The sequence below is a fragment of the Sinomicrobium weinanense genome, from assembly GCF_018863395.1.
Lineage (GTDB): Bacteria > Bacteroidota > Bacteroidia > Flavobacteriales > Flavobacteriaceae > Sinomicrobium > Sinomicrobium weinanense.
Genome location: NZ_JAHKRR010000002.1, coordinates 150,528 through 169,546, shown reverse-complemented (window position 1 = coordinate 169,546; position 19,019 = coordinate 150,528). Strand labels below are relative to the sequence as shown.

At 45.9% G+C, this 19,019-nt stretch carries 19 protein-coding genes; 7 read left to right on the top strand and 12 right to left on the bottom strand.

The annotated features are described in order from the left end of the window. Positions 1–4 precede the first annotated feature (4 nt). On the top strand, positions 5–853 hold the full coding sequence (locus KN811_RS06415) for a DUF5777 family beta-barrel protein (RefSeq protein ID WP_187965840.1): 849 nt from the start codon (positions 5–7) through the stop codon (positions 851–853). Positions 854–936: 83 nt separating this feature from the next. On the opposite strand, the gene KN811_RS06410 is transcribed toward KN811_RS06415, so the two are convergent. From KN811_RS06410 to KN811_RS06375, 8 genes are all read right to left on the bottom strand, one after another. After that, positions 937–1,638, bottom strand: coding sequence for a DUF3307 domain-containing protein (locus tag KN811_RS06410; protein WP_187965841.1), 702 nt, complete (start codon positions 1,636–1,638; stop codon positions 937–939). Positions 1,639–1,680: 42 nt separating this feature from the next. Beyond that, the gene (locus KN811_RS06405; protein WP_187965842.1) at positions 1,681–2,310 is read right to left on the bottom strand and encodes a transcriptional regulator; all 630 of its coding nucleotides are present in this window, start codon (positions 2,308–2,310) and stop codon (positions 1,681–1,683) included. 141 nt (positions 2,311–2,451) lie between these two features. Continuing rightward, positions 2,452–2,997, bottom strand: coding sequence for an acyl-CoA thioesterase (locus KN811_RS06400; RefSeq protein ID WP_187965843.1), 546 nt, complete (start codon positions 2,995–2,997; stop codon positions 2,452–2,454). Between the two features lie 2 nt (positions 2,998–2,999). After that, the gene (locus tag KN811_RS06395) at positions 3,000–3,365 is read right to left on the bottom strand and encodes a 6-phosphogluconate dehydrogenase (protein WP_187965844.1); all 366 of its coding nucleotides are present in this window, start codon (positions 3,363–3,365) and stop codon (positions 3,000–3,002) included. Between the two features lie 87 nt (positions 3,366–3,452). Next, complete coding sequence (locus KN811_RS06390; protein WP_187965845.1) at positions 3,453–4,778, bottom strand: DNA recombination protein RmuC; 1,326 nt, start codon at positions 4,776–4,778, stop codon at positions 3,453–3,455. Between the two features lie 194 nt (positions 4,779–4,972). Next, positions 4,973–5,764 carry an ABC transporter ATP-binding protein gene (locus tag KN811_RS06385; RefSeq protein WP_187965846.1) on the bottom strand — a complete coding sequence of 264 codons (792 nt, stop codon included), beginning with the start codon at positions 5,762–5,764 and terminating at the stop codon, positions 4,973–4,975. Between the two features lie 72 nt (positions 5,765–5,836). Then, positions 5,837–6,859, bottom strand: a complete 1,023-nt coding sequence (locus tag KN811_RS06380) for a FecCD family ABC transporter permease (RefSeq protein ID WP_187965847.1) — start codon at positions 6,857–6,859, stop codon at positions 5,837–5,839. Positions 6,860–6,873: 14 nt separating this feature from the next. Beyond that, on the bottom strand, positions 6,874–8,010 hold the full coding sequence (locus KN811_RS06375; protein WP_187965848.1) for an ABC transporter substrate-binding protein: 1,137 nt from the start codon (positions 8,008–8,010) through the stop codon (positions 6,874–6,876). A gap of 262 nt (positions 8,011–8,272) precedes the next feature. Between KN811_RS06375 and KN811_RS06370 the strand changes: the two genes are divergently transcribed. Further along, on the top strand, positions 8,273–10,213 hold the full coding sequence (locus KN811_RS06370; protein WP_187965869.1) for a M1 family metallopeptidase: 1,941 nt from the start codon (positions 8,273–8,275) through the stop codon (positions 10,211–10,213). 80 nt (positions 10,214–10,293) lie between these two features. On the opposite strand, the gene KN811_RS06365 is transcribed toward KN811_RS06370, so the two are convergent. From KN811_RS06365 to KN811_RS06355, 3 genes are read right to left on the bottom strand one after another with little or no spacing between them, the layout of a single operon-like run. Further along, positions 10,294–10,845: an RsmD family RNA methyltransferase gene (locus KN811_RS06365; RefSeq protein ID WP_187965849.1), complete on the bottom strand. Its 552-nt coding sequence runs from the start codon at positions 10,843–10,845 to the stop codon at positions 10,294–10,296. Continuing rightward, positions 10,846–11,679, bottom strand: coding sequence for a DUF3822 family protein (locus KN811_RS06360; protein WP_187965850.1), 834 nt, complete (start codon positions 11,677–11,679; stop codon positions 10,846–10,848). Continuing rightward, positions 11,657–12,307, bottom strand: a complete 651-nt coding sequence (locus KN811_RS06355) for a hypothetical protein (RefSeq protein WP_187965851.1) — start codon at positions 12,305–12,307, stop codon at positions 11,657–11,659. The genes KN811_RS06360 and KN811_RS06355 overlap by 23 nt, the downstream gene beginning before the upstream one ends. A gap of 245 nt (positions 12,308–12,552) precedes the next feature. Between KN811_RS06355 and KN811_RS06350 the strand changes: the two genes are divergently transcribed. The 5 genes from KN811_RS06350 (at position 12,553) to KN811_RS06330 (ending at position 17,730) form a co-directional block, all read left to right on the top strand. After that, complete coding sequence (locus KN811_RS06350; protein WP_187965870.1) at positions 12,553–13,980, top strand: ATP-dependent DNA helicase; 1,428 nt, start codon at positions 12,553–12,555, stop codon at positions 13,978–13,980. 169 nt (positions 13,981–14,149) lie between these two features. Further along, on the top strand, positions 14,150–14,716 hold the full coding sequence (locus KN811_RS06345; protein WP_187965852.1) for a DUF4126 domain-containing protein: 567 nt from the start codon (positions 14,150–14,152) through the stop codon (positions 14,714–14,716). Positions 14,717–14,836: 120 nt separating this feature from the next. Further along, on the top strand, positions 14,837–15,565 hold the full coding sequence (kdsB, locus tag KN811_RS06340; RefSeq protein WP_247716419.1) for a 3-deoxy-manno-octulosonate cytidylyltransferase: 729 nt from the start codon (positions 14,837–14,839) through the stop codon (positions 15,563–15,565). Then, the gene (locus tag KN811_RS06335) at positions 15,556–16,254 is read left to right on the top strand and encodes an HAD family hydrolase (protein WP_187965853.1); all 699 of its coding nucleotides are present in this window, start codon (positions 15,556–15,558) and stop codon (positions 16,252–16,254) included. Before kdsB ends, KN811_RS06335 begins: the two co-directional genes overlap by 10 nt. Positions 16,255–16,650: 396 nt before the next feature. Then, positions 16,651–17,730, top strand: coding sequence for an iron-containing alcohol dehydrogenase family protein (locus KN811_RS06330; protein ID WP_187965854.1), 1,080 nt, complete (start codon positions 16,651–16,653; stop codon positions 17,728–17,730). Positions 17,731–17,951: 221 nt separating this feature from the next. Here the strand turns inward: KN811_RS06330 and KN811_RS06325 are convergent, their stop codons facing one another. Further along, positions 17,952–18,977 (bottom strand): alpha/beta fold hydrolase, encoded by a 1,026-nt coding sequence (locus KN811_RS06325; protein WP_187965855.1) that lies wholly within the window; start codon positions 18,975–18,977, stop codon positions 17,952–17,954. Between the last annotated feature and the right edge of the window lie 42 nt (positions 18,978–19,019).

The window sequence follows — 19,019 nt, the reverse complement described above, 5'->3', positions numbered from 1 at the left end:
TCATATGAAACTTCTTACCCTATTATTATTCGTATTGCCCCTGTGCTGCTTTAGCCAGGACGACCTACTGGACGAACTGGATGCCGAAGTAGAAGAAAACGGCTATGTAAAGGCAGCTTTTAAAGGAATCAAAATCGTCAATTTTGAATCTACGAAACTGCTCTATAAAAATGATTTTTATTTTGTTGTGTCTCACCGCTTCGGGAGTATAAAATACGGCTTGGACGATTTTTTCGGATTGGACCAGGCTGTTACCCGGCTCCAGTTCATGTACGGTATTAGCGATGGTATAACGGTAGGGATTTCCAGGAGCTCTTACCAGAAAAACTATGGAGCTACGATAAAATACAGGCTTTTACGCCAGAAGGAAAACGGTTTTCCGTTTACAGTGGTAGGATATCATCTTGTAGCCGTGAATACAGAGATGAGTAAGGACAACCTGCCCGAAATGGAGTTTAAGCACAGGCTATCCTATACAACACAACTTCTGATCTCCAGAAAATTTACAGATAAGCTGTCCCTGGAACTGATGCCTACATTTCTGCACGAAAACTACGTGGTGGTCAACGAACAGGACAACTCACAGTTTGCATTGGGGGTAGGGGGGAGATACAAGTTAAGCCCGAGATGGAGCATAAATGCAGATTATGGCTGGCATCTTAACCGCGCCGGGTCTTCGCCTTTTAAGAACCCTTTGTCTATTGGAATAGACCTGGAAACAGGCGGACATATTTTTCAGATGCATTTTACCAATGCCCAGCCGATGTTTGAGAACGGTTTCCTCGGGCAGGCCGCCGGTGACTGGGGAGACGGGGATATCTATTTCGGTTTTAACCTTACCAGGATATTTTAATCTCCAGGGGCAGGAGTCCTGCCTCAACAAATCTCAATAAATCCCGGCAAATAACAAAAAACTGCAACATCATTGAATCGTTGTCAGAGCAGGAAAGAAGTACATACGATCGCTACTACAATGGCGGTGCCGAAGCTCAGCAGGGTGCCTATGAGAATGTATTCGGTAAGTTTCCGGTCTTTGGCCTGGGTAAGGTCGCTAAAACGGAAAATGGATTTTGCAGCGATCAGAAAGCCAACACCTTCCCAATGGCCGGTTGCGATAAAGATAAAGACCAGTAATCGCTCAAGAATGCCTATATACCTTCCCGCATTTTCCAGGGAATCATCCTTTTCCAGATCCGTTTTTGGGGTGTAAACAGAGATGGTGGTTTTGATGATAATGGATGTAGGAAAGGTAAGGAACAGTCCTCCCGTAAGAAGAAGCAACTGTTTTTCGGACAGGGAAAATGCCGGGATATATCCTTGTATAAGGCACCATACTGCAACAATGACCAGCAGATGCAACAACTGGTCGATGTAAAAGAACAGTCTTTTGGTCTTCGGGGTTTGCAGCAGTAGTTTGGCGGCATCTATAATAAAGTGGGTACCCCCGATGATAAGAGCTGCATACCATAGCCTGGAGTCCCAGAGAAAGAGGAAAACAAGGAGGATATGGATCAGTATATGCAGGTATAATTTTCCGGACGCCAGTTTTTTTTCTTCCTTTTCCTTAACCCCGCGGTCCGTTTGCAGGATAAAGTCGCCGATGAGGTGTGCGAGTAAAAGTTTTAGCAATATTACCATAGGGCAGATATTTTTTTGATATTGACAATCCGGGGCGAAGCACTATCTTGCCGGGGCGTGCTCTATATGGTCTATTTTGTGCCTGTACATACGATCCAGAGCCATGACCTCGTCGAGGTAGGCTCTTTTCTGGCGTTCGCTTACGGTATTCTGCTTAATGTTTATGAGTTTGCCCACTTCCTGTTGAGAAAGTTTTGGGTTTTCGATGGTCAGTTTTACGATCTCCGCAGAGTTGGGCGTCCAGTTGTCCATGGCTATGAGCCCGAGTTTAAAATAGAGGTTCAGTTCTTCGTCTATCCGGTGAACCCCGGTCTTGATAGCCAGGTTTTTCTTTTCCTTTTTCAGTGTTTCGAACAATTCTCCCGAAAAAATAAAAGCCTCGCCGTTCGATTCGGAAATGGTAGAGGCTTCGTGTGTCTTGGAACCTATGCCTATGGCCATCCGTACATCGAGGTCTTTGATCGTTTTAAGAGAGGCCTTGATGTATACGGCAGCCTGGAAAGCATTGTAATAGTCCTGTACCTCCACCTGGAAACTGTCGCCCCGGAAGACTTCCCAATATTTCGGGGCAGCAGATACGAGAGACAGGCTTTCCTTTAATGTAGAAAGCCATTGCACGGGCGAAGCCGCTTCGCGGGAATTGATGATGTCTCCGGTAATAACACTGGTCATATCACAAATATCTATTAAAAAAGCGATATTTGCAAATATCGCCTTAAAACACGATTTGTTTTGTTATCGTTTAAAAACACGATAATACATAATATCGTCTATTTAAACGATATATTAGGATGGAAACTAATCATCAATAGCTTAGGGAATATCTATTTGGACCTTGTATTTATCCGGAATGTCTGCCGTATCCGTATTCAGGTGGATCATAGAAGCGTGTGCCTTCCTTTCCTTTTTCAGTTCTATCCGTTTTACGCTTTTGTAAAAACGCTGTAATTCCTTTTCACTACGGATAATGATGCCGGGGACATCCACGTTGTTCCCGTGGTCGTCCTTGGCTACCATGGTAAAATAAGACGAATTACAGTGTTTTATGGCCCCTGTCTGAATATTTTCGGCATCCACCCGTATACCGACGATCATGGAAGAATTTCCTGTGAAGTTGATCGAAGCCTTCATGGTAACGAGTTCCCCGACCTCAATGGGTTTCAGGAAATCTACCGTGTCTACCGAAGCCGTTACGCAATAGGCTCCGGAGTGTTTGGAGGCACAGGCAAAAGCGATCTGGTCGAGCAGGGAAAGGATATACCCCCCGTGTATTTTGCCACTGAAATTGGTATGCGACGGCAGCATCAGCTCCGAAATAGTTACTTGCGATGCAGAAATGGTCTTGAATTTTACGGCCATGTCTAATTTATTTTATGAGGAGACTGTTCTTTCACGACATTCGTTACGAAATATTTGGTTTCTCCCAGCCAGAAAAAAGTGGTAAAGCGCTCCACATAGTCCACTTTAACATATTTTCCCTGGAATTTTTTAAGGTCCTCAATCACCTGTTTATCTTTGGGCAGGACCGAAAAATGGAAGATCTGTGCCCCTGAGATCCCCTGGCTGATCTCTCCTTCCCAGGTTTTTACCATGGCCCCCCTGTGGCTAACTTTGATGAGTTCTCCCGATCGTACCCCTTCACTATACGGTACATAATAGATAAAAGCATAGTAAATGAGGAAAATGGCTATGGCAGATAACAGGATAATAATGGCGGCTTTTTTCACTGGTATATAAATTTAAGTTAGAATGACTTTTTTTATTCAGTTGTGGCACAAGTGAGGCACAGTAGAGGGCGCAATGCATTGCGCCCTCTACTCTTCTTCGGTCTCTCCGGCACGTTTTACGATGGCTTCGGGAAGTGATTTTTTGGCTTTAGCGCCCATTTTTTTCAGCTTTTCGATGCTGATGATAATATTTCCCCGGCCCTCGAAGAGTTTGTTCATAGCTCCTTTGTACTCGGTTTTGGCCTCGTCCATTTTTTTGCCCACTTTAGTCAGGTCGGTAACCAATCCTTCGAATTTGTCGTAGAGGGCCCCGGCCTGCCTGGCTATTTCTATGGCATTTCGCTGTTGCTTTTCGTTGTTCCACATGGTATCGATAGTTCTTAATGTGGCCAGCAGGGTAGAAGGGGTGACAATAACGATGTTCTTGTCAAAAGCCTTGTTATACAGAGAATTGTCTTCGTGTACTGCAATGGCAAATGCAGGCTCGATAGGAATGAACATCAATACGAAATCCGGACTTTCCATCTCGTAGAGGTCCTCGTACTTTTTGCCGGAAAGCTGTTCGATATGACGTTTTATGGAATTGACATGTTCCTTGAGAAACAGTTCTTTCTGATCTTCTTCTGCATTGACATAGCGCTCATAGGCTGTAAGGGATACCTTGGAGTCGATAACCATTTTTTTACCATCGGGCAGGTGGATAATAACGTCCGGCAGTACGCGCGAGCCGTCTTCCAGGGTGAAACTTTGTTGTATGTCGTATTCGCGGCCCTTTTCGAGCCCGCTTTTTTCCAGCACCCGTTCCAGGACCAGTTCGCCCCAGTTTCCCTGCATTTTGCTGTCTCCTTTCAGGGCACGGGTAAGGTTTTCGGCTTCCCGGGTGATCTTCAGGTTCTGGTTTTGCAGATTGAGCAATTGCTCTTTCAGGGCAGAGTGAATGCTGATATTTTCCTTCTGGCTCTCTTCGACCTTTTTTTCGAACAACTGTATCTTTTCCTGCAGGGGAGTGAGGATATTCTTGATGTTTTCCCGGTTTTGCTGGGTAAACTTGTTGCTCTTTTCGTCGAGGATCTTATTGGCCAGGTTTTCAAATTCACGGGTAAATTTTTCCTGGAGTTTTTCTACCTCCTCTTTTTGTTCCCGGTTTTTCTCCCTGAGGTTGTCCAGTTCTGTTTCCTTCCGGGCGAGCTGAAGGCCTATGTTCTCCTTTTCACGCCGGAGGTCTCCCTTTTCCGAATGCAGTTTTTCGATGTCTTCGCGCAAACCGTTCGCTGTAGATTGCAACTGGTTTTCCCTCTCTGTCCAGGTGCTTTGCTGGTTTTTGGACTTCAATCCCTGGATATAGATCCCGGCAAAGACACCCGCAATAACAGATACGGCAGCTACGATAAAGATAAGGAGACTTTCGGTCATTTATAAGGGTGTTTTTTAAAGGGTACTTAATTTGTCAAAGATAGAAATTTTTCCTTCGGCTTCAGTTTATCCTGAGTGAAATCGACGGACTCAGGAACCGGTCTTTTGGTTTTACCCGGGTAACTTTTTCGGGCGCTTCTTAAGAACCACAGTATTAAATCGTAATTCGTCGATCGCAAATCAAAAAACGTAGCTTACTTCACCTTGAAGGTCCCCGTATTCCGGTCGAATGTGATGAGGTCTCCGGGGAAGAGGTGGTTAAAACTTCCTTCTTCGATAAGTTGGCAGGGCGAGCCGAAATACGTTCCCTTGCTGCTCATCACCAGGATCTTGTGGCACAGTTGTATGGAAAGTTCGATCTCGTGAGATGAATAGAGAATACTCTTTTGCGTTTGGCGGGCCAGGTCTTTAAGGAGTTTAAGGATGTAGGTCTTGTGATATACGTCGAGATGGGTAGTGGGCTCGTCGAGGATTACGATCGATGTGTCCTGGGCAATGGCCCGGGCGATCATTACTTTTTGTAATTGTCCGTCGCTTAGGGTGTAGCATTTTTTGTGCTGTATTTCCCCGAGATTCAACAGGTTTATGGCTTCCTTTACTTTGTGGAGATCGTTCTCGGTAAGGGTCCCGATCCAGTTGGTATAAGGCTGTCTGCCCAGGGCAATGGTCTCTGTAACCGTAAGGTTCCTGGAAGGAAGCTGATCGGTGAGTACCAGGCTGATCTCCCTGGCCAGTTCTGTGTTGGTGTATCGCGGCAGGGGTTTATCGTTGAGAATGATTGTTCCGGACAATGATGGTTGTATTCCCGCAAGCGTACGTAGCAAGGTAGACTTTCCGATACCGTTGGCCCCGACGATGGCATTCAGTTCCCCCCGGCTTATGGCAAAGGAAATATCCGAAGCTATTTCGGAAATATGCTTTCCGTTTTTATAGCCGATACCGAGCCTTTCTGCTTTGAGGACCGTATTTTTTTTGTCCGTTGTCATAATATCAGTTATGTTGTTATCCCGTCCTATTAATCCCCATCCGTTAGTTACCCTTCACCCGTTACCTGTCCCCTAAAATATCATTTTTCGTTTACGTACGAGTAACCAGATCACCACAGGTGCACCGACAATGGAAGTGATGGCGTTAATGGGCAGGGTAAATTCGCTTGCGGGCCATTGCGCAATGGTGTCACATATCAGCATTAAAATGGCACCATACAGGATCACGGCCGGAAGTAACACCTTGTGATTGGTGGTGTTGAAAACCTGCCGGGTAAGATGGGGCACGGCAAGCCCCACAAAGGCTATCGGTCCGGCAAAAGCAGTGATGCCCCCGGCCAGTATGCTGGTAGCGAATATGATAATAAGCCTGCTTTTCCGGATATCGGTGCCCAGGCTTCTGGCATAATTTTCACCCAGTAACAGGGAATTGAGGCTTTTCAGGGAAAATATACTCATCGCAATACCGAACAATACGAGGAGAAACAGGAACAGGAGTTCGTTCCATCCCAGGTTTCCCAGGCTGCCGAAAGACCAGAAGATGTATTGCTGCAATTTTTCGGCACTGCTGAAATAAGACAGTACGCTCACCACGGCCGAGGTAATGCTGCCAAACATCAGCCCGATGATAAGAATGGCCATGGTATCCCTTACTTTGATGGAGACCGAGATCACTGCGAGCAATACCAGGAAGCTCCCGGCGGTAGCTGCAACGGCCAGGGATACATTGCTGAGGAAAACCGTGATCCCCAGTGTGGAGGCTCCCATGATAAGGAGGGCAACCCCCAGGCTGGCTCCCGAACTTATTCCCAATACAAAAGGCCCTGCCAGCGGATTCCGGAAAAGGGTCTGCATCAGAAGCCCGCTTACTGCCAGGCCGGAGCCCGTGAGTATGGCCGTGACCGCTTTGGGTATGCGATAGTTGAGAATAATATAATCCCAGGCCTGTTTTTCCGTTTCCCCGTTGAACAATACCGATATGATCTGTTTCAGCGGAATATAAACCGACCCCAGGCTGATGTTTACGAAAAAACAGAACACGAGCAACAGGGTAAACAACAGGAAAGGGAGTTTGTATGATCTTAGCGGTCTCAAATCGTTTCAGGGGTTTATTGATCCAGAGGTTTAAAGAAAAAAGGTTGGTGCTCCGGCAGTATTTCCGGGTGGAAGATGTGAATGAGGTCCTTGAGGATAATATCCGGGCGGTTGGGCCCCAGTTCGTAATAGAGCATGCCTCCCCCGGCTCCTTTGGTCTTGCTGTACGTGTATATGTTTTGTGCCCGGAACGGCTTAAACTCTTTATAATGCGGGTTTGCTGTTTTTAATTCCTCATAACCGGAGAACATGGTAGGCGATATCCAGAAATCTGAATCCTGGCCCCTGTTCAGTACGCTTTCAAAACTTAAGAACAGGCTCCCGGTATTGTCTGTGTCTTTCCACAGGTAGTCGCCACCCGCATCGCGTATGAATTGTGCTGCCCAGCTTTTCCCCCCGGGAAGTATCCATACGTCCTTGTGCATGGCACCGCTTAGCACGGTAGGTTTTTCGGTGATGTTTTCCGTCAGTTTCCGGGCATTGAGATATTCGGTCTCTATATGGTTAAAAATGCTGTCGGCCTTTGCTTCCCTGCCAAAGAAAGGGGCAAAGAACTTGATCCATTCGGCTTTGCCGAGCGGGGATTCCTCTACCCAGTCGCCGTTAAAGACCACAGGGATCCCCGATCTTTGTACGGTTTCATAGGTTTTATTACTTCCGCTAAGTGCAAATCCCACTACGACATCAGGTTGCAGGTCGATAAGGACTTCAGTGTTAATACTTTCATTGTTCCCCAGTTCTTTTACCCGGCCGAGATCTACATTTTTCCGGGTTTTTTCGGAAGAGATATAACGGGTGTCCGGAAATCCCGTAAGCCGGTCTTCCACTCCAAGAGCTTCCAGGGCCGGGATATGGGTGGTGGAAGTAACAACTACGTTTTCTACCGGGACATTGACCCATGTGTCATAAGTAACCCCGTCGGGAATGGTTTCACCTTTACTCGTCAGGATATAGGTGAAATGCTCCTTGGCGTCCGGCCAGGGAGCGGATACTTCGATTTTCGTATAGGAATCGAAACGGGTGATCCGGAACCCTTTGGCATATTTTACTGCTATTTCCGTCCTTTCCCCGGCAGGATTTTGCGTTTTCTCTCTTTTACACGCCGAGAGGAACAACAGGGATATGACGGTTACTAGTGCGGCTCTTATCATAGGTTCAAAAATACATTAAATTTTTCCATTCAAAATGGCATAAAACCCTGAACAAACAAAAAATGAAAAATAGGGCTTAACTTCAGGGAATGGCAGTTAAAACGAACACACAAAGTTAACCCTTTGTTAAATCTTCTATGGGCACTCCAAATGTTTGTGTATTTTAGCACATCTAATTCTGACTGAACTCATTTAAACTCTCCCTGATTGGCTTTAAATGAGTTCACTAACTTAAATAATCACTTAAACCACAAAAGAAATGATGAGACATCTAATGGAAAAGATGCTGGTCGTTGCTGCTTTGTTTATGGTAAGTGCCCATGCACAACAGCCAGAAGACAACAACCAGGATCTGTTCGGCGAATTTATGTACAACCGAGGCAACACCTACCGTTCGGCTTCCGGCGTTCCCGGTCCGGAATACTGGCAGAACGGAGCAGACTACAATATCGAAGCGGAACTGGACGATGAAACCAACCAACTCAAGGGAAAGATCACGATCACCTACCATAACAACAGCCCGGAGCCCCTGGATTTTATCTGGCTTCAGCTGGACCAGAACCGTTTTACCGAAGATTCGCGGGGAACGCTGACCACTCCGATTGAAGGAAACAGGTATTCCGGAGATGTGGACGGCGGATATAAAATATCGAACGTAGCTGCCAAAACCGGGAGAAGGGGCAAGGCATCTTCCAAACACATTATTAACGATACCCGTATGCAGGTATTCTTTAACCAGCCGATCGCTGCAAAGGGAGGAGAAGCCACTGTTTCTATGAATTTCGAGTATAAGATACCCGAAAAAGGAATGGACAGGATGGGCCGCCTGAACATGAAAAAAGGAGTGGTGTATTCCATGGCACAATGGTATCCCAGGGTAGCCGTTTTTGACGATGTTGAGGGCTGGAACGTAGAGCCTTACCTGGGAGCAGGAGAGTTCTACCTGGAATACGGCGATTTCGACTATAAAATTACCGTACCCTACGACCATATTGTAGTAGGTTCCGGAGAGCTGGTTAATGCAAAACAGGTGTTGACCAAAGAACAACAAAACCGGATGGCTAAAGCATCCGGAAGTGACGAGACCGTGTATATCATTACTCCGGAGGAAGTGGGGAATACTTCCGAAACAAGGCCAAAGCAGGATGGGAAGATCACATGGCACTTCAGGATCAAAAACTCCAGGGATGTCGCTTTTGCTTCTTCCAAGGCATTTATCTGGGATGCGGCACGTATAAACCTGCCTAGCGGAAAGAAAGCAATGGCCCAGTCGGTCTATACGGATGAAAGCGATGGAGAACAGGCCTGGAGCCGTTCTACGGAATATACCAAGGCTTCTATTGAATACTATTCCGAAAAGTGGCATGAATATCCTTACCCGGCAGCGGTTAACGTTGCTTCTAACGTAGGAGGTATGGAATATCCCGGGATCGTTTTTTGTGGTTATAAGGCCAAGGGCAGAGGATTATGGGGTGTAACCGATCACGAGTTCGGGCACATCTGGTTCCCGATGATCGTTGGATCTAACGAAAGACGATATGCCTGGATGGATGAAGGCTTCAATACCTTTATCAATCATTACAGCACGCTGGACTTTAACAACGGGGAATACCCGTCCAGATTAAACCAGTCCAGGGGACAGGTAGGATGGCTGACCGATAAGGGCCGCGAAAGCATATCCACCTATCCGGATATCGTGCAAAGCCATAACCTGGGTATGGTAGCCTATTACAAGCCTGCATTGGGACTGCTGATGCTCCGGGAATACATCCTTGGGCACGAGCGTTTTGACAATGCGTTCAAGGCATACATCAAAGCCTGGGCCTACAAGCACCCGCAACCGGCAGATTTCTTCAATGTTGTGGAAAATGTGGCTGGAGAAAACCTCAACTGGTTCTGGAAAAGCTGGTTCTACGGCAATGAGAACATAGATCTGTCTGTAGATGCCGTACAGTCGTTGGAAGGCAGTTACGTGATCGGCTTCAGTAACAGGGGAAGTATGCCTATGCCTGTACTTTATGAAGTGACCTATGCCGATGGTTCCAGGGAACGAAAAACCCTTCCTGTGGAAGTATGGCAACGGGGAGAGCAGTGGAACCACTTGCTGGAAACCGATAAGGAAGTGAAAAAGGTGGAAGTAGACCCCGACAAAATACTTCCCGATGTTAATGGCTCCAACAATGTTTGGCCCAGGGAATTTTAAAAGAAATGATCTGAAAAATAAAACCGCGGAAAGTCTCCGCGGTTTTTTTATGTCTTTGTGTTTTGAGTTATCAAATAATGCTATTTGTCCTCTGCCTCCCATTCAAAGAAACTGAACACACAGTTACCGTATCTTTTGTGGAAACTGAAATGGGGGAGGTCTTCGAGGCTGGTAAACTTGGAATGCTCTATGATAAGAAAACCTTCTTCTCCCAACAGCTCTTTTTTAAACACCAGTTCTGCTATACGGGCAAAATCTGCCGGGGAGAGGTCATACGGAGGGTCGGCAAAGATAAGATCTGTTTTTGTGCGTACCTTGTCCAGAAAGCGGAATACGTCACTTTTAATGACTCGAACGGGGAGATCCAGCTCCTTTGCTGTTTTGTGGATATACTGTACACACGCCGGATGGGCATCTACCGAAGTTATGTTTGTACAGCCCCGGCTGGCAAATTCATAACTGATATTGCCCGTACCTGCAAAAAGGTCGAGTACGGAGATCTCCTGGAGATAAAAATGGTTTTCGAGGATATTGAAAAGCGCTTCCTTGGCAAAATCCGTAGTGGGGCGTACAGGTAGTTTTTTAGGGGCCATGAGCCGTTTCCCCTTATATTTTCCGGAGATGATACGCATTTAAAATGAATTTACAGAAATGAATTCCCGGTGAGGTTCCACAGCCTCCAGGTCCCTGGCAAGCTGATAATGGCAGTGGTTATTGCCGAAATCCACATGCCTCACATAAGTATACACCATTTGATGGAGTTCGTCCCCGTCGTGTACATCCCCGAGTAAATAAAGCGGAAATTCTTCCGGGTTCAGTTGCAACTGTTCGGCTGTGAATAATATATAATAGATAAAATCTTCCTTGTTGGTGTATTCGAAAGTGTTGTACAGGGCCAGTTTTTTATCCTTTATGACCACGATCTCAAAATGTCCTTTTTGTACATGGACATACATCATGGGGCCGGTGGCATCAGGGAGGTTCCGGAGCAGTGTCTCTACCAGGACGCTCGAAAAATGCCGGTATTCGAATTCCCCGAAACGGTCAAAAATATAATTGTTGATATTGACAAAAGGGATGTAAACATTGATGAGTTCCGTACTGCCAAGATCGTCGTAGGTAACAAAATCGGTATCGAAGATCTTAACATTGAATTTCAGGTATTCCGAAAGGTTTTTATCGCTGAAAAGCGGCCTGGGGACTATGGTAGAAAGGTTGTTCCTGTGTATGACATATACTTTTTTGAAAGACTGCTCCAGAATTTCCTTTTCACTGAAAAGCTGTTCCGTCTTCTGAAGCAATGCCTGGGGGGTGACACTGTTTTCGAAAGGATGTTGCTCTATGGCAAAGATGGTTTTGCTCAGTCCGTCCAGTACGCAAAAAGAAAGTCCACTCAAGCTAACCTGAATGGACAATTCGTTATAATTGGTTGTCGAATATGTACTATTCGTCCTTTTTTGAGTCATAGATTATAGGCCAGTTACCAGTTGTACTCACTTCTTCTAACGAACCGACTATGATCTCAGGTCCGGGCACTTCACTGATCGAAATGATTTGTTTTTCTTTGGCCAACAGGTCTTTCGGCTGGTCATGAAGGATAACACCTTTATCAACTTTTGCTTCAAACACAGAAGCCTTAAATCCGTTTCGATCTATGATGCCGGCATCCATTTTGAATTTTTCATTGTTGGGGGCATTGGGCACATCCATCAATGTTTTATAGCTGTCCGTACCTTTGAACAATGAGTCTTTCACTGATACAAAACCTAAAGTGTCAATGATCTTACCCTCTTTTTGCATGTCGATCCGATATACTTTATCGTATTCCATCCAACTGGTATCGCGTTGCTGGGTAATGGCAAATTCTGCGGTATCTATAAACCTGATCAGGCTGTTAAAATCTTTGGCGAACTTACCGGTAACGGTCCGGTATGCTTCCTGGGCATCCCTCACTTCTTTGAGCTTGTCAATTACCTTGGCATAGCGTTCTTTTTTTACTTTGTCAAATTTAATAGGGTCATTGACAGATCGGTAAATCTTGTAGGCAAAGAAAATACTGAGGAGCCATAAAGCAATTTGTATCGCTGTTTTCATTTTAATCTTTTGATTTTAGTTTAAAGAGGTTTTACGCAAAACTACAATTTTTTTTTATTCAGAAAAGTTTTTCCCGCTAAAAATGCCTCTCGACTTTAGTTTATACAGAGTTTACCGAAGTGCCCAAGAACCGGAGTTATAAATTATTTTGTCATCCCGAGTCCTTCGGTAAACTCTGTATAAACTAAAGTCAAGGGGCGTAATTTCCAAATCCCTTCGTATTTTTGACGAAAGAAGCAGATTTTATGGATGCACCTTCGTTTTTCAGGAATATTGTAAAGGAATTTCCCCATAGCCCTACTTTAAAACAGGAAATGGCCCTTCAACAGTTGTCGGAATATGTTTTTTCGACACACGAAGACCGCGTGTTTCTGCTTAAAGGTTTTGCCGGAACCGGAAAAACGACGATCATCGGTACACTGGTGTCCAATATGCGGGGGAGTTATAAAAAAACGGTGCTCCTGGCACCTACGGGCAGGGCGGCCAAGGTCATAACCTCTTATGCCGGGACTGCGGCCTTTACCATTCACAAGAAGATATATTTTCCGAGGAAACAGAAGAATGGCGGGATAAAATTTGTCTTACAGGCCAACAAGCACAAGGACACCCTTTTTATCGTTGACGAAGCCTCCATGATCCCCGATCTGCCCGGAGATTCCAAGCTGTTCGAAAACGGTTCCCTGCTCGACGACCTGATGTATTATGTATATTCCGGGAACAATTGCAAACTGATGCTTATCGGCGATACGGCACAGCTACCCCCGGTAAACCTGGATATAAGCCCGGCCCTGGACGAAAATACCTTGTCCCTGCACTATAACAAGGATGTGAACAAGGTGGAACTGGACGAAGTAGTGCGGCAGCAATTGAATTCCGGCATCTTGTACAACGCCACCAATATTAGGGAATGCCTGGGAGAAAGCAGTGTTTTTGATTTTAAATTCGACCTGAACGGTTTTAAAGATATTGTACGGCTCACCGATGGTTATGACATACAAAATGCCATTGACGAAGCCTACGGAAATAAAGGCCGGGAGGAAACGGTGATCATCGTAAGGTCCAATAAAAGGGCCAATCTCTACAACCAACAGATCAGGAGCAGGATACTCTTTCACGATAACGAATTGGCTACCGGAGATTACCTTATGGTGGTAAAGAACAATTATTTCTGGGTAAAGGCCAGCAGCGAAGCCGGGTTTATTGCCAATGGGGATATCATCGAGGTCCTGGAAATATTTGCCATAAAAGAACTCTACGGGTTTAAATTCGCCGAAGTAAAGGTGAGAATGATCGATTATCCCGATATGAAACCCCTGGAAACCGTGTTACTGCTAGACACTATCCATGCCGAAACCCCGTCTCTTCCCTATGAAGATTCTAACAGGCTGTACCAGGAAGTGATGAAGGATTACGAAGATGAGGGAGCTAATTACAAAAAGTTCCTGAAAGTAAAGAACAATAAATATTTTAACGCTCTTCAGGTCAAGTTTTCCTACGCCATAACCTGCCACAAGAGCCAGGGCGGACAGTGGGATACCATATTCGTGGAACAGCCCTATCTTCCCGACGGAATAAACCGCGATTACCTGCGATGGCTCTATACCGCAGTAACGCGTGCCAGGACCAAACTATACCTTATAGGATTTAAGGATGATTTTTTTGTTGAAGAATGACCGGATATCGATGGAATTGTCTGAGGGGAACACCCCCTCCCGCCCCCCTCAAGGGGGAGCCTTTATTTTTTTAAAAGCTCTCTAGCTCCCTGTTTGAGGGGCAGGGGGGGACAGGTAAGACATAAAAAACTTTATAACTTTACAAACTCTAACCTAAAAACCAATCGATATGACTACCGAAACCATAATCAGCATATTTCTCGGTATAGGGCTTGCAGCCAGTGTAGGCTTTCGTATTTTTCTGCCATTGCTCATTCTGAGCCTTGCTTCTCATTTCGGCATGTGGGAGCTCAACGAGAGCTGGCAGTGGGTAGGAGGCCTCCCGGCTCTGATCATCCTCGGGGTGGCCGTAATTGTGGAAATATTTGCTTACTATATTCCGTGGGTAGACAACCTGCTCGACAGTATTGCCCTTCCGCTGGCAGGTATAGCGGGTACTCTTGCCGTGGTTTCGACCGCATCCGGGCTGGATCCAGCCATGACCTGGGCCATAGCACTGATCGCTGGTGGAGGGACGGCAGCCGCGATCAAGGGAGCCTCTGCCGCTACACGCTTAACCTCTTCGGTCTCGACAGCAGGATTTGGAAATCCCATTGTTTCTACAATAGAGACGGTGGTATCCGTGATATTGTCCGTAGTCTCCATATTTCTGCCTATCCTGGCCATCGTTCTGGTGATCCTTATCCTTGTGATGGTATTTCGTTTTTACCGGAAAATACGGCCTCGTGGGAAGTGAGAAGGTGAGAAAGTGAGAAGGTGAGATATGAGTATATAATATTTCTCGCGTTATCACCGCTCTAAATTTTCTTGCCTGACAGGAAATAATTAATTTTGGTCTTTCGTAAAAGAGACACAGATGAAGATCATAGCCATGATACCCGCGAGATATGCGGCTACCCGGTTCCCGGGAAAACTGATGCAGGACCTCAACGGAAAACCTGTTATAGTCAGAACCTATGAAGTAACAGTTCGTACCGGGCTCTTTGACGATGTTTTGGTAGTTACCGACAGCGATATAATTTACAGTGAGATCGTAAAGAACGGCGGCAAGGCGGTCATGAGCAAAAAAGAGCACGAATGCGGAAGTGACAGGATAGCCGAGGCCGTAGAAAATATGGATGTCGACATCGTAGTCAATGTACAGGGCGATGAACCGTTTACCGATGCGGAAAGCCTCAGCAAGGTTATCGAAGTGTTCAAGGACGACCGTGAAAAGGAAATAGACCTCGCTTCACTGATGACCGAGATCAGGGACTGGGACGAAATAAACGATCCCAATATCGTAAAGGTCATTGTGGACAACCGCGATTTTGCCCTTTACTTTTCCCGTTCTCCGATCCCATATCCCAGGGCAGAGGATGTAGGAGCGAGATATTTTAAGCACAAAGGGATATATGCGTTCAGGAAAAATGCCATTATGGATTTTTATCACTTGCCGATGCTGCCCCTGGAGGCTTCCGAAAAGATAGAGGCCATACGCTATCTCGAATACGGAAAAAAAATAAAAATGGTGGAAACCAGGACCGAAGGCGTAGAAATAGATACCCCGGAAGACCTCGAAAGAGCTAAAAAAATATGGAAATAAATTACGACAGCACCAGGGTCATAGGCTTTGATGCCGACGATACCCTTTGGGTCAATGAAACCTACTTCAGGGAAGCCGAACAAAAATTTGCCCGATTATTGTCGGCATACGAAACCGAGAACAAAATAGACCAGGAACTGTTTAAGGTGGAAATGGATAATCTCGAACTTTACGGTTACGGGATCAAGGGATTTATGCTTTCCATGATAGAGAGTGCCATAGACCTTTCGAATGGGAAGGTTCCCGTAGCAACCATTTCCGAGATCCTGCATCTCGGTAAAGAGATGATCTCTAAACCCGTGGAACTATTGGACGGGGTAGAAGAAGTGCTTCGGCAATTAAGTGGAAAATACCGGCTTGTATTACTGACCAAAGGAGACCTGCTGGACCAGGAACGGAAAATGGGACGGTCGGGGCTTTCCGAATATTTTCATCATATAGAGGTGCTCAGTGAAAAGAAAGAAGAGAATTACCGGAACCTGCTCGAACACCTGGAGATCAGGGAAGAAGAATTTCTCATGATAGGAAATTCCCTGAAATCCGATATTCTTCCAATAGTAAATATAGGAGCACAGGCTATTCATGTGCCTTTTCATACCACCTGGGCACACGAAATAGTACGCGAAGATGAAAATAACGGTGGATACAGAACCGTAAACAACATTAAGGAAGTGTTGAGGTTTTTGTAGTGGTCAGGAAACTGAACATAGAATACCGAAACCGGAAAGAACACTTTTATTTTTTTAAAAGATTTTAAAGAAGGTTTTACCGCATTCCGTAAAAATGCACAATTAGAAATAGACAGGGTTCGTAATACGAGTTAACTGATACCTTCCGGAAGAGGTGATAATATGATCCGCTTTTAGGCCATCCCCCGGGTACAGTTTACCGCGCTGTCTCATGCCAGGAGTTTTAGGTTTAAGAATTCATCCCCGAACATATCTTGCGGGAAGATATTCGAAGAAAATGGCAAAAAACAGATGCCCGGATATGTACATCACACTCTGATGGACGGGTGTCAAGTGGGACTGTTTGCACAGCAGTTTCAACTGGAATTGAGTAAGTAAAATGCAAAAAGCAACATTATGAATTTTAAAAATTTCCCCATGGTGCCCAGGGTGGTTTTTGGGCGCGGTAGTTTTGACCAGTTAGAAGAAATAATAACTTCCAAACGCACGAGCACCTCATCGCCGTTTATCTTTCTTGTGGATGATGTTTTTAAGGGCAGCCCTCTTGAAAAGAGAATACCGCTTTATCACAACGATAAGGTTATTTTTATAAACTCGGACGTAGAGCCCAAGACCTCGCAGGTAGACGCGCTTCGCGACAGTATAAAAGAAGAATTTGATGCGCTTCCTTCCGGGGTTATAGGTATTGGAGGCGGAACCTTGATGGACCTGGCCAAGGCCGTTGCCATTATGCTCAACAATCCGGGGTCTTCCGAAGACTACCAGGGATGGGACCTGTTAAAAAATCCTGCCCTGTATCACGTGGGTATCCCAACAATCAGTGGAACCGGGGCGGAAGTTTCGAGGACTACGGTCCTCACCGGGCCTGAAAAGAAACTGGGCATTAATTCAGACCATACCCCTTTTGACCAGGTGGTGCTGGATCCGGACCTTTGTACCGGGGTGCCCTTAAACCAGTGGTTCTATACCGGGATGGATTGCTACATTCATTGTATAGAATCGTTGACAGGGACCTACCTGAATGCTTTTAGCCAGAGCTACGGAGAAAAATCACTCGACCTCTGCAACGAGGTCTTTTTCAATGGATCCCTGTCCGAAGATGAATCGCGCGACAAGCTGATGATGGCATCCTGGCACGGAGGCATGAGCATTGCCTATTCGCAGGTAGGTGTAGCCCATGCCATGAGCTACGGACTTTCCTATCTGCTCGGAACCCGGCACGGTGTAGGAAATTGTATTGTCTTCGATCACCTGGAAGAATTTTATCCGGAAGGTGTTAAGCAGTTCAAGAAGATGGTAGACAAGTATGAAGTAGAAATTCCGAAAGGCCTTTGTGCAAACCTCACTGATGATGATTTCGATACAATGATAAGCGTTTCCATGGGAATGGTGCCGCTTTGGGAAAATGCACTCGGTAAGGATTGGAAACAGGTCATTACCCCTCAGAAACTGAGAGGGATGTACGAAAAAATGTAAACAAGTCAGTACATAAGCCAACTGTTCTAAAATAAACACCGAACCGTAAACAAGAGGGTGTTTTCTAAAAAGTGGTCTTTACGTCACCCTGAACTTTTACCCTGAGCACAGTCGAAGGGGTGTTTCAGGGGCCCATAACACTGATCGGACAATCGGGATGGGATGCTGAAACAAGTCAGCATAACGAGTACAGGCTTTTAGAAGACACCCTTTTTCAGTTTTTAATACTCTTCCAGGAAATTTACAATTTCCCGGATCAACCTGTCCCGCCCCCGTTCCGGACGGTCCAGAAACAGATAGTGGGTGCCGGGAATGGTAATGACCTTTTTCTTTTCGATCCTCAGGTCTTTGTTTATGGCTTCCAGATCTTCGGGCCTCGACCAGAAATCCAGTTCGCTTCGCATTACGAGCGAGGGTGTGGAAATATTTTTTGCATCCCAGTATTTTTTTCCGTTAGACATGTAAAAACTCTCTTCTCTGTACCCTCCGGGTACGATCATGGTATCGGGGAGTGAAGAAAGTTTTACAGCGATCTCATCATAAGCCTCTGCTATTCCGGGGTCGCGCCATGTTTCCTTGTTTTCCGTGGGGATGGTAGAGGTCCACTTTCCGGTCAGTGAACCTTTGGCCGATTTCCGGAAAAACCCTTGCTTGTTATAAAGAGAAGAATCCCGGTCCGATCTAAAAAACTGTTTGAGTTCCCATGGAGCATTTACACCGTACAGAGAGTTGAGCGAAATAAAATGAGCCAGTTTGTGCGGGTGCAGGGCAGCGTAATAACCTCCCCAATGCCCCCCTGTTGCCCATCCGAAATAAGAGACCTTCTTTACATGGTCCCGTTCCCGGATAAAATCGATAACGGCATTTATGTCTTCGCCTGCTTCCCGGTAGTTGCCGGCTACAAGGGTAGAGTCTGAAAGGTCGTATTCCGGAAGGGTAGATCTCTCCCAGCCCCGGATATTCATCAGGTAGACTTTAAATCCTTTTTCTGCAATATCGGAAGCGAGGGAGCCACCCGGAACATCCAGGTCGAAAGAGGCGATGGCGCCCGGCCCTCCGCCGTGTACCATAAGTAACGGGGATGTGTTTTGGGATGTACCGTTCTTAAAAAAGACTTCCCGTACATGGAGTTCTACTCCGTCCGTGCTCTTTACCGTGTGATCTTTCCGGACCAGGGGTTCTTCCTGCCCCGGTTTGCAGGAGATTGTTAAGAGGAATATGAAAATGAAGGATAAGACGGTTTTCATAGGAGATAGGTTTTGAGAAGTGACATTTTCTGATATTGATCG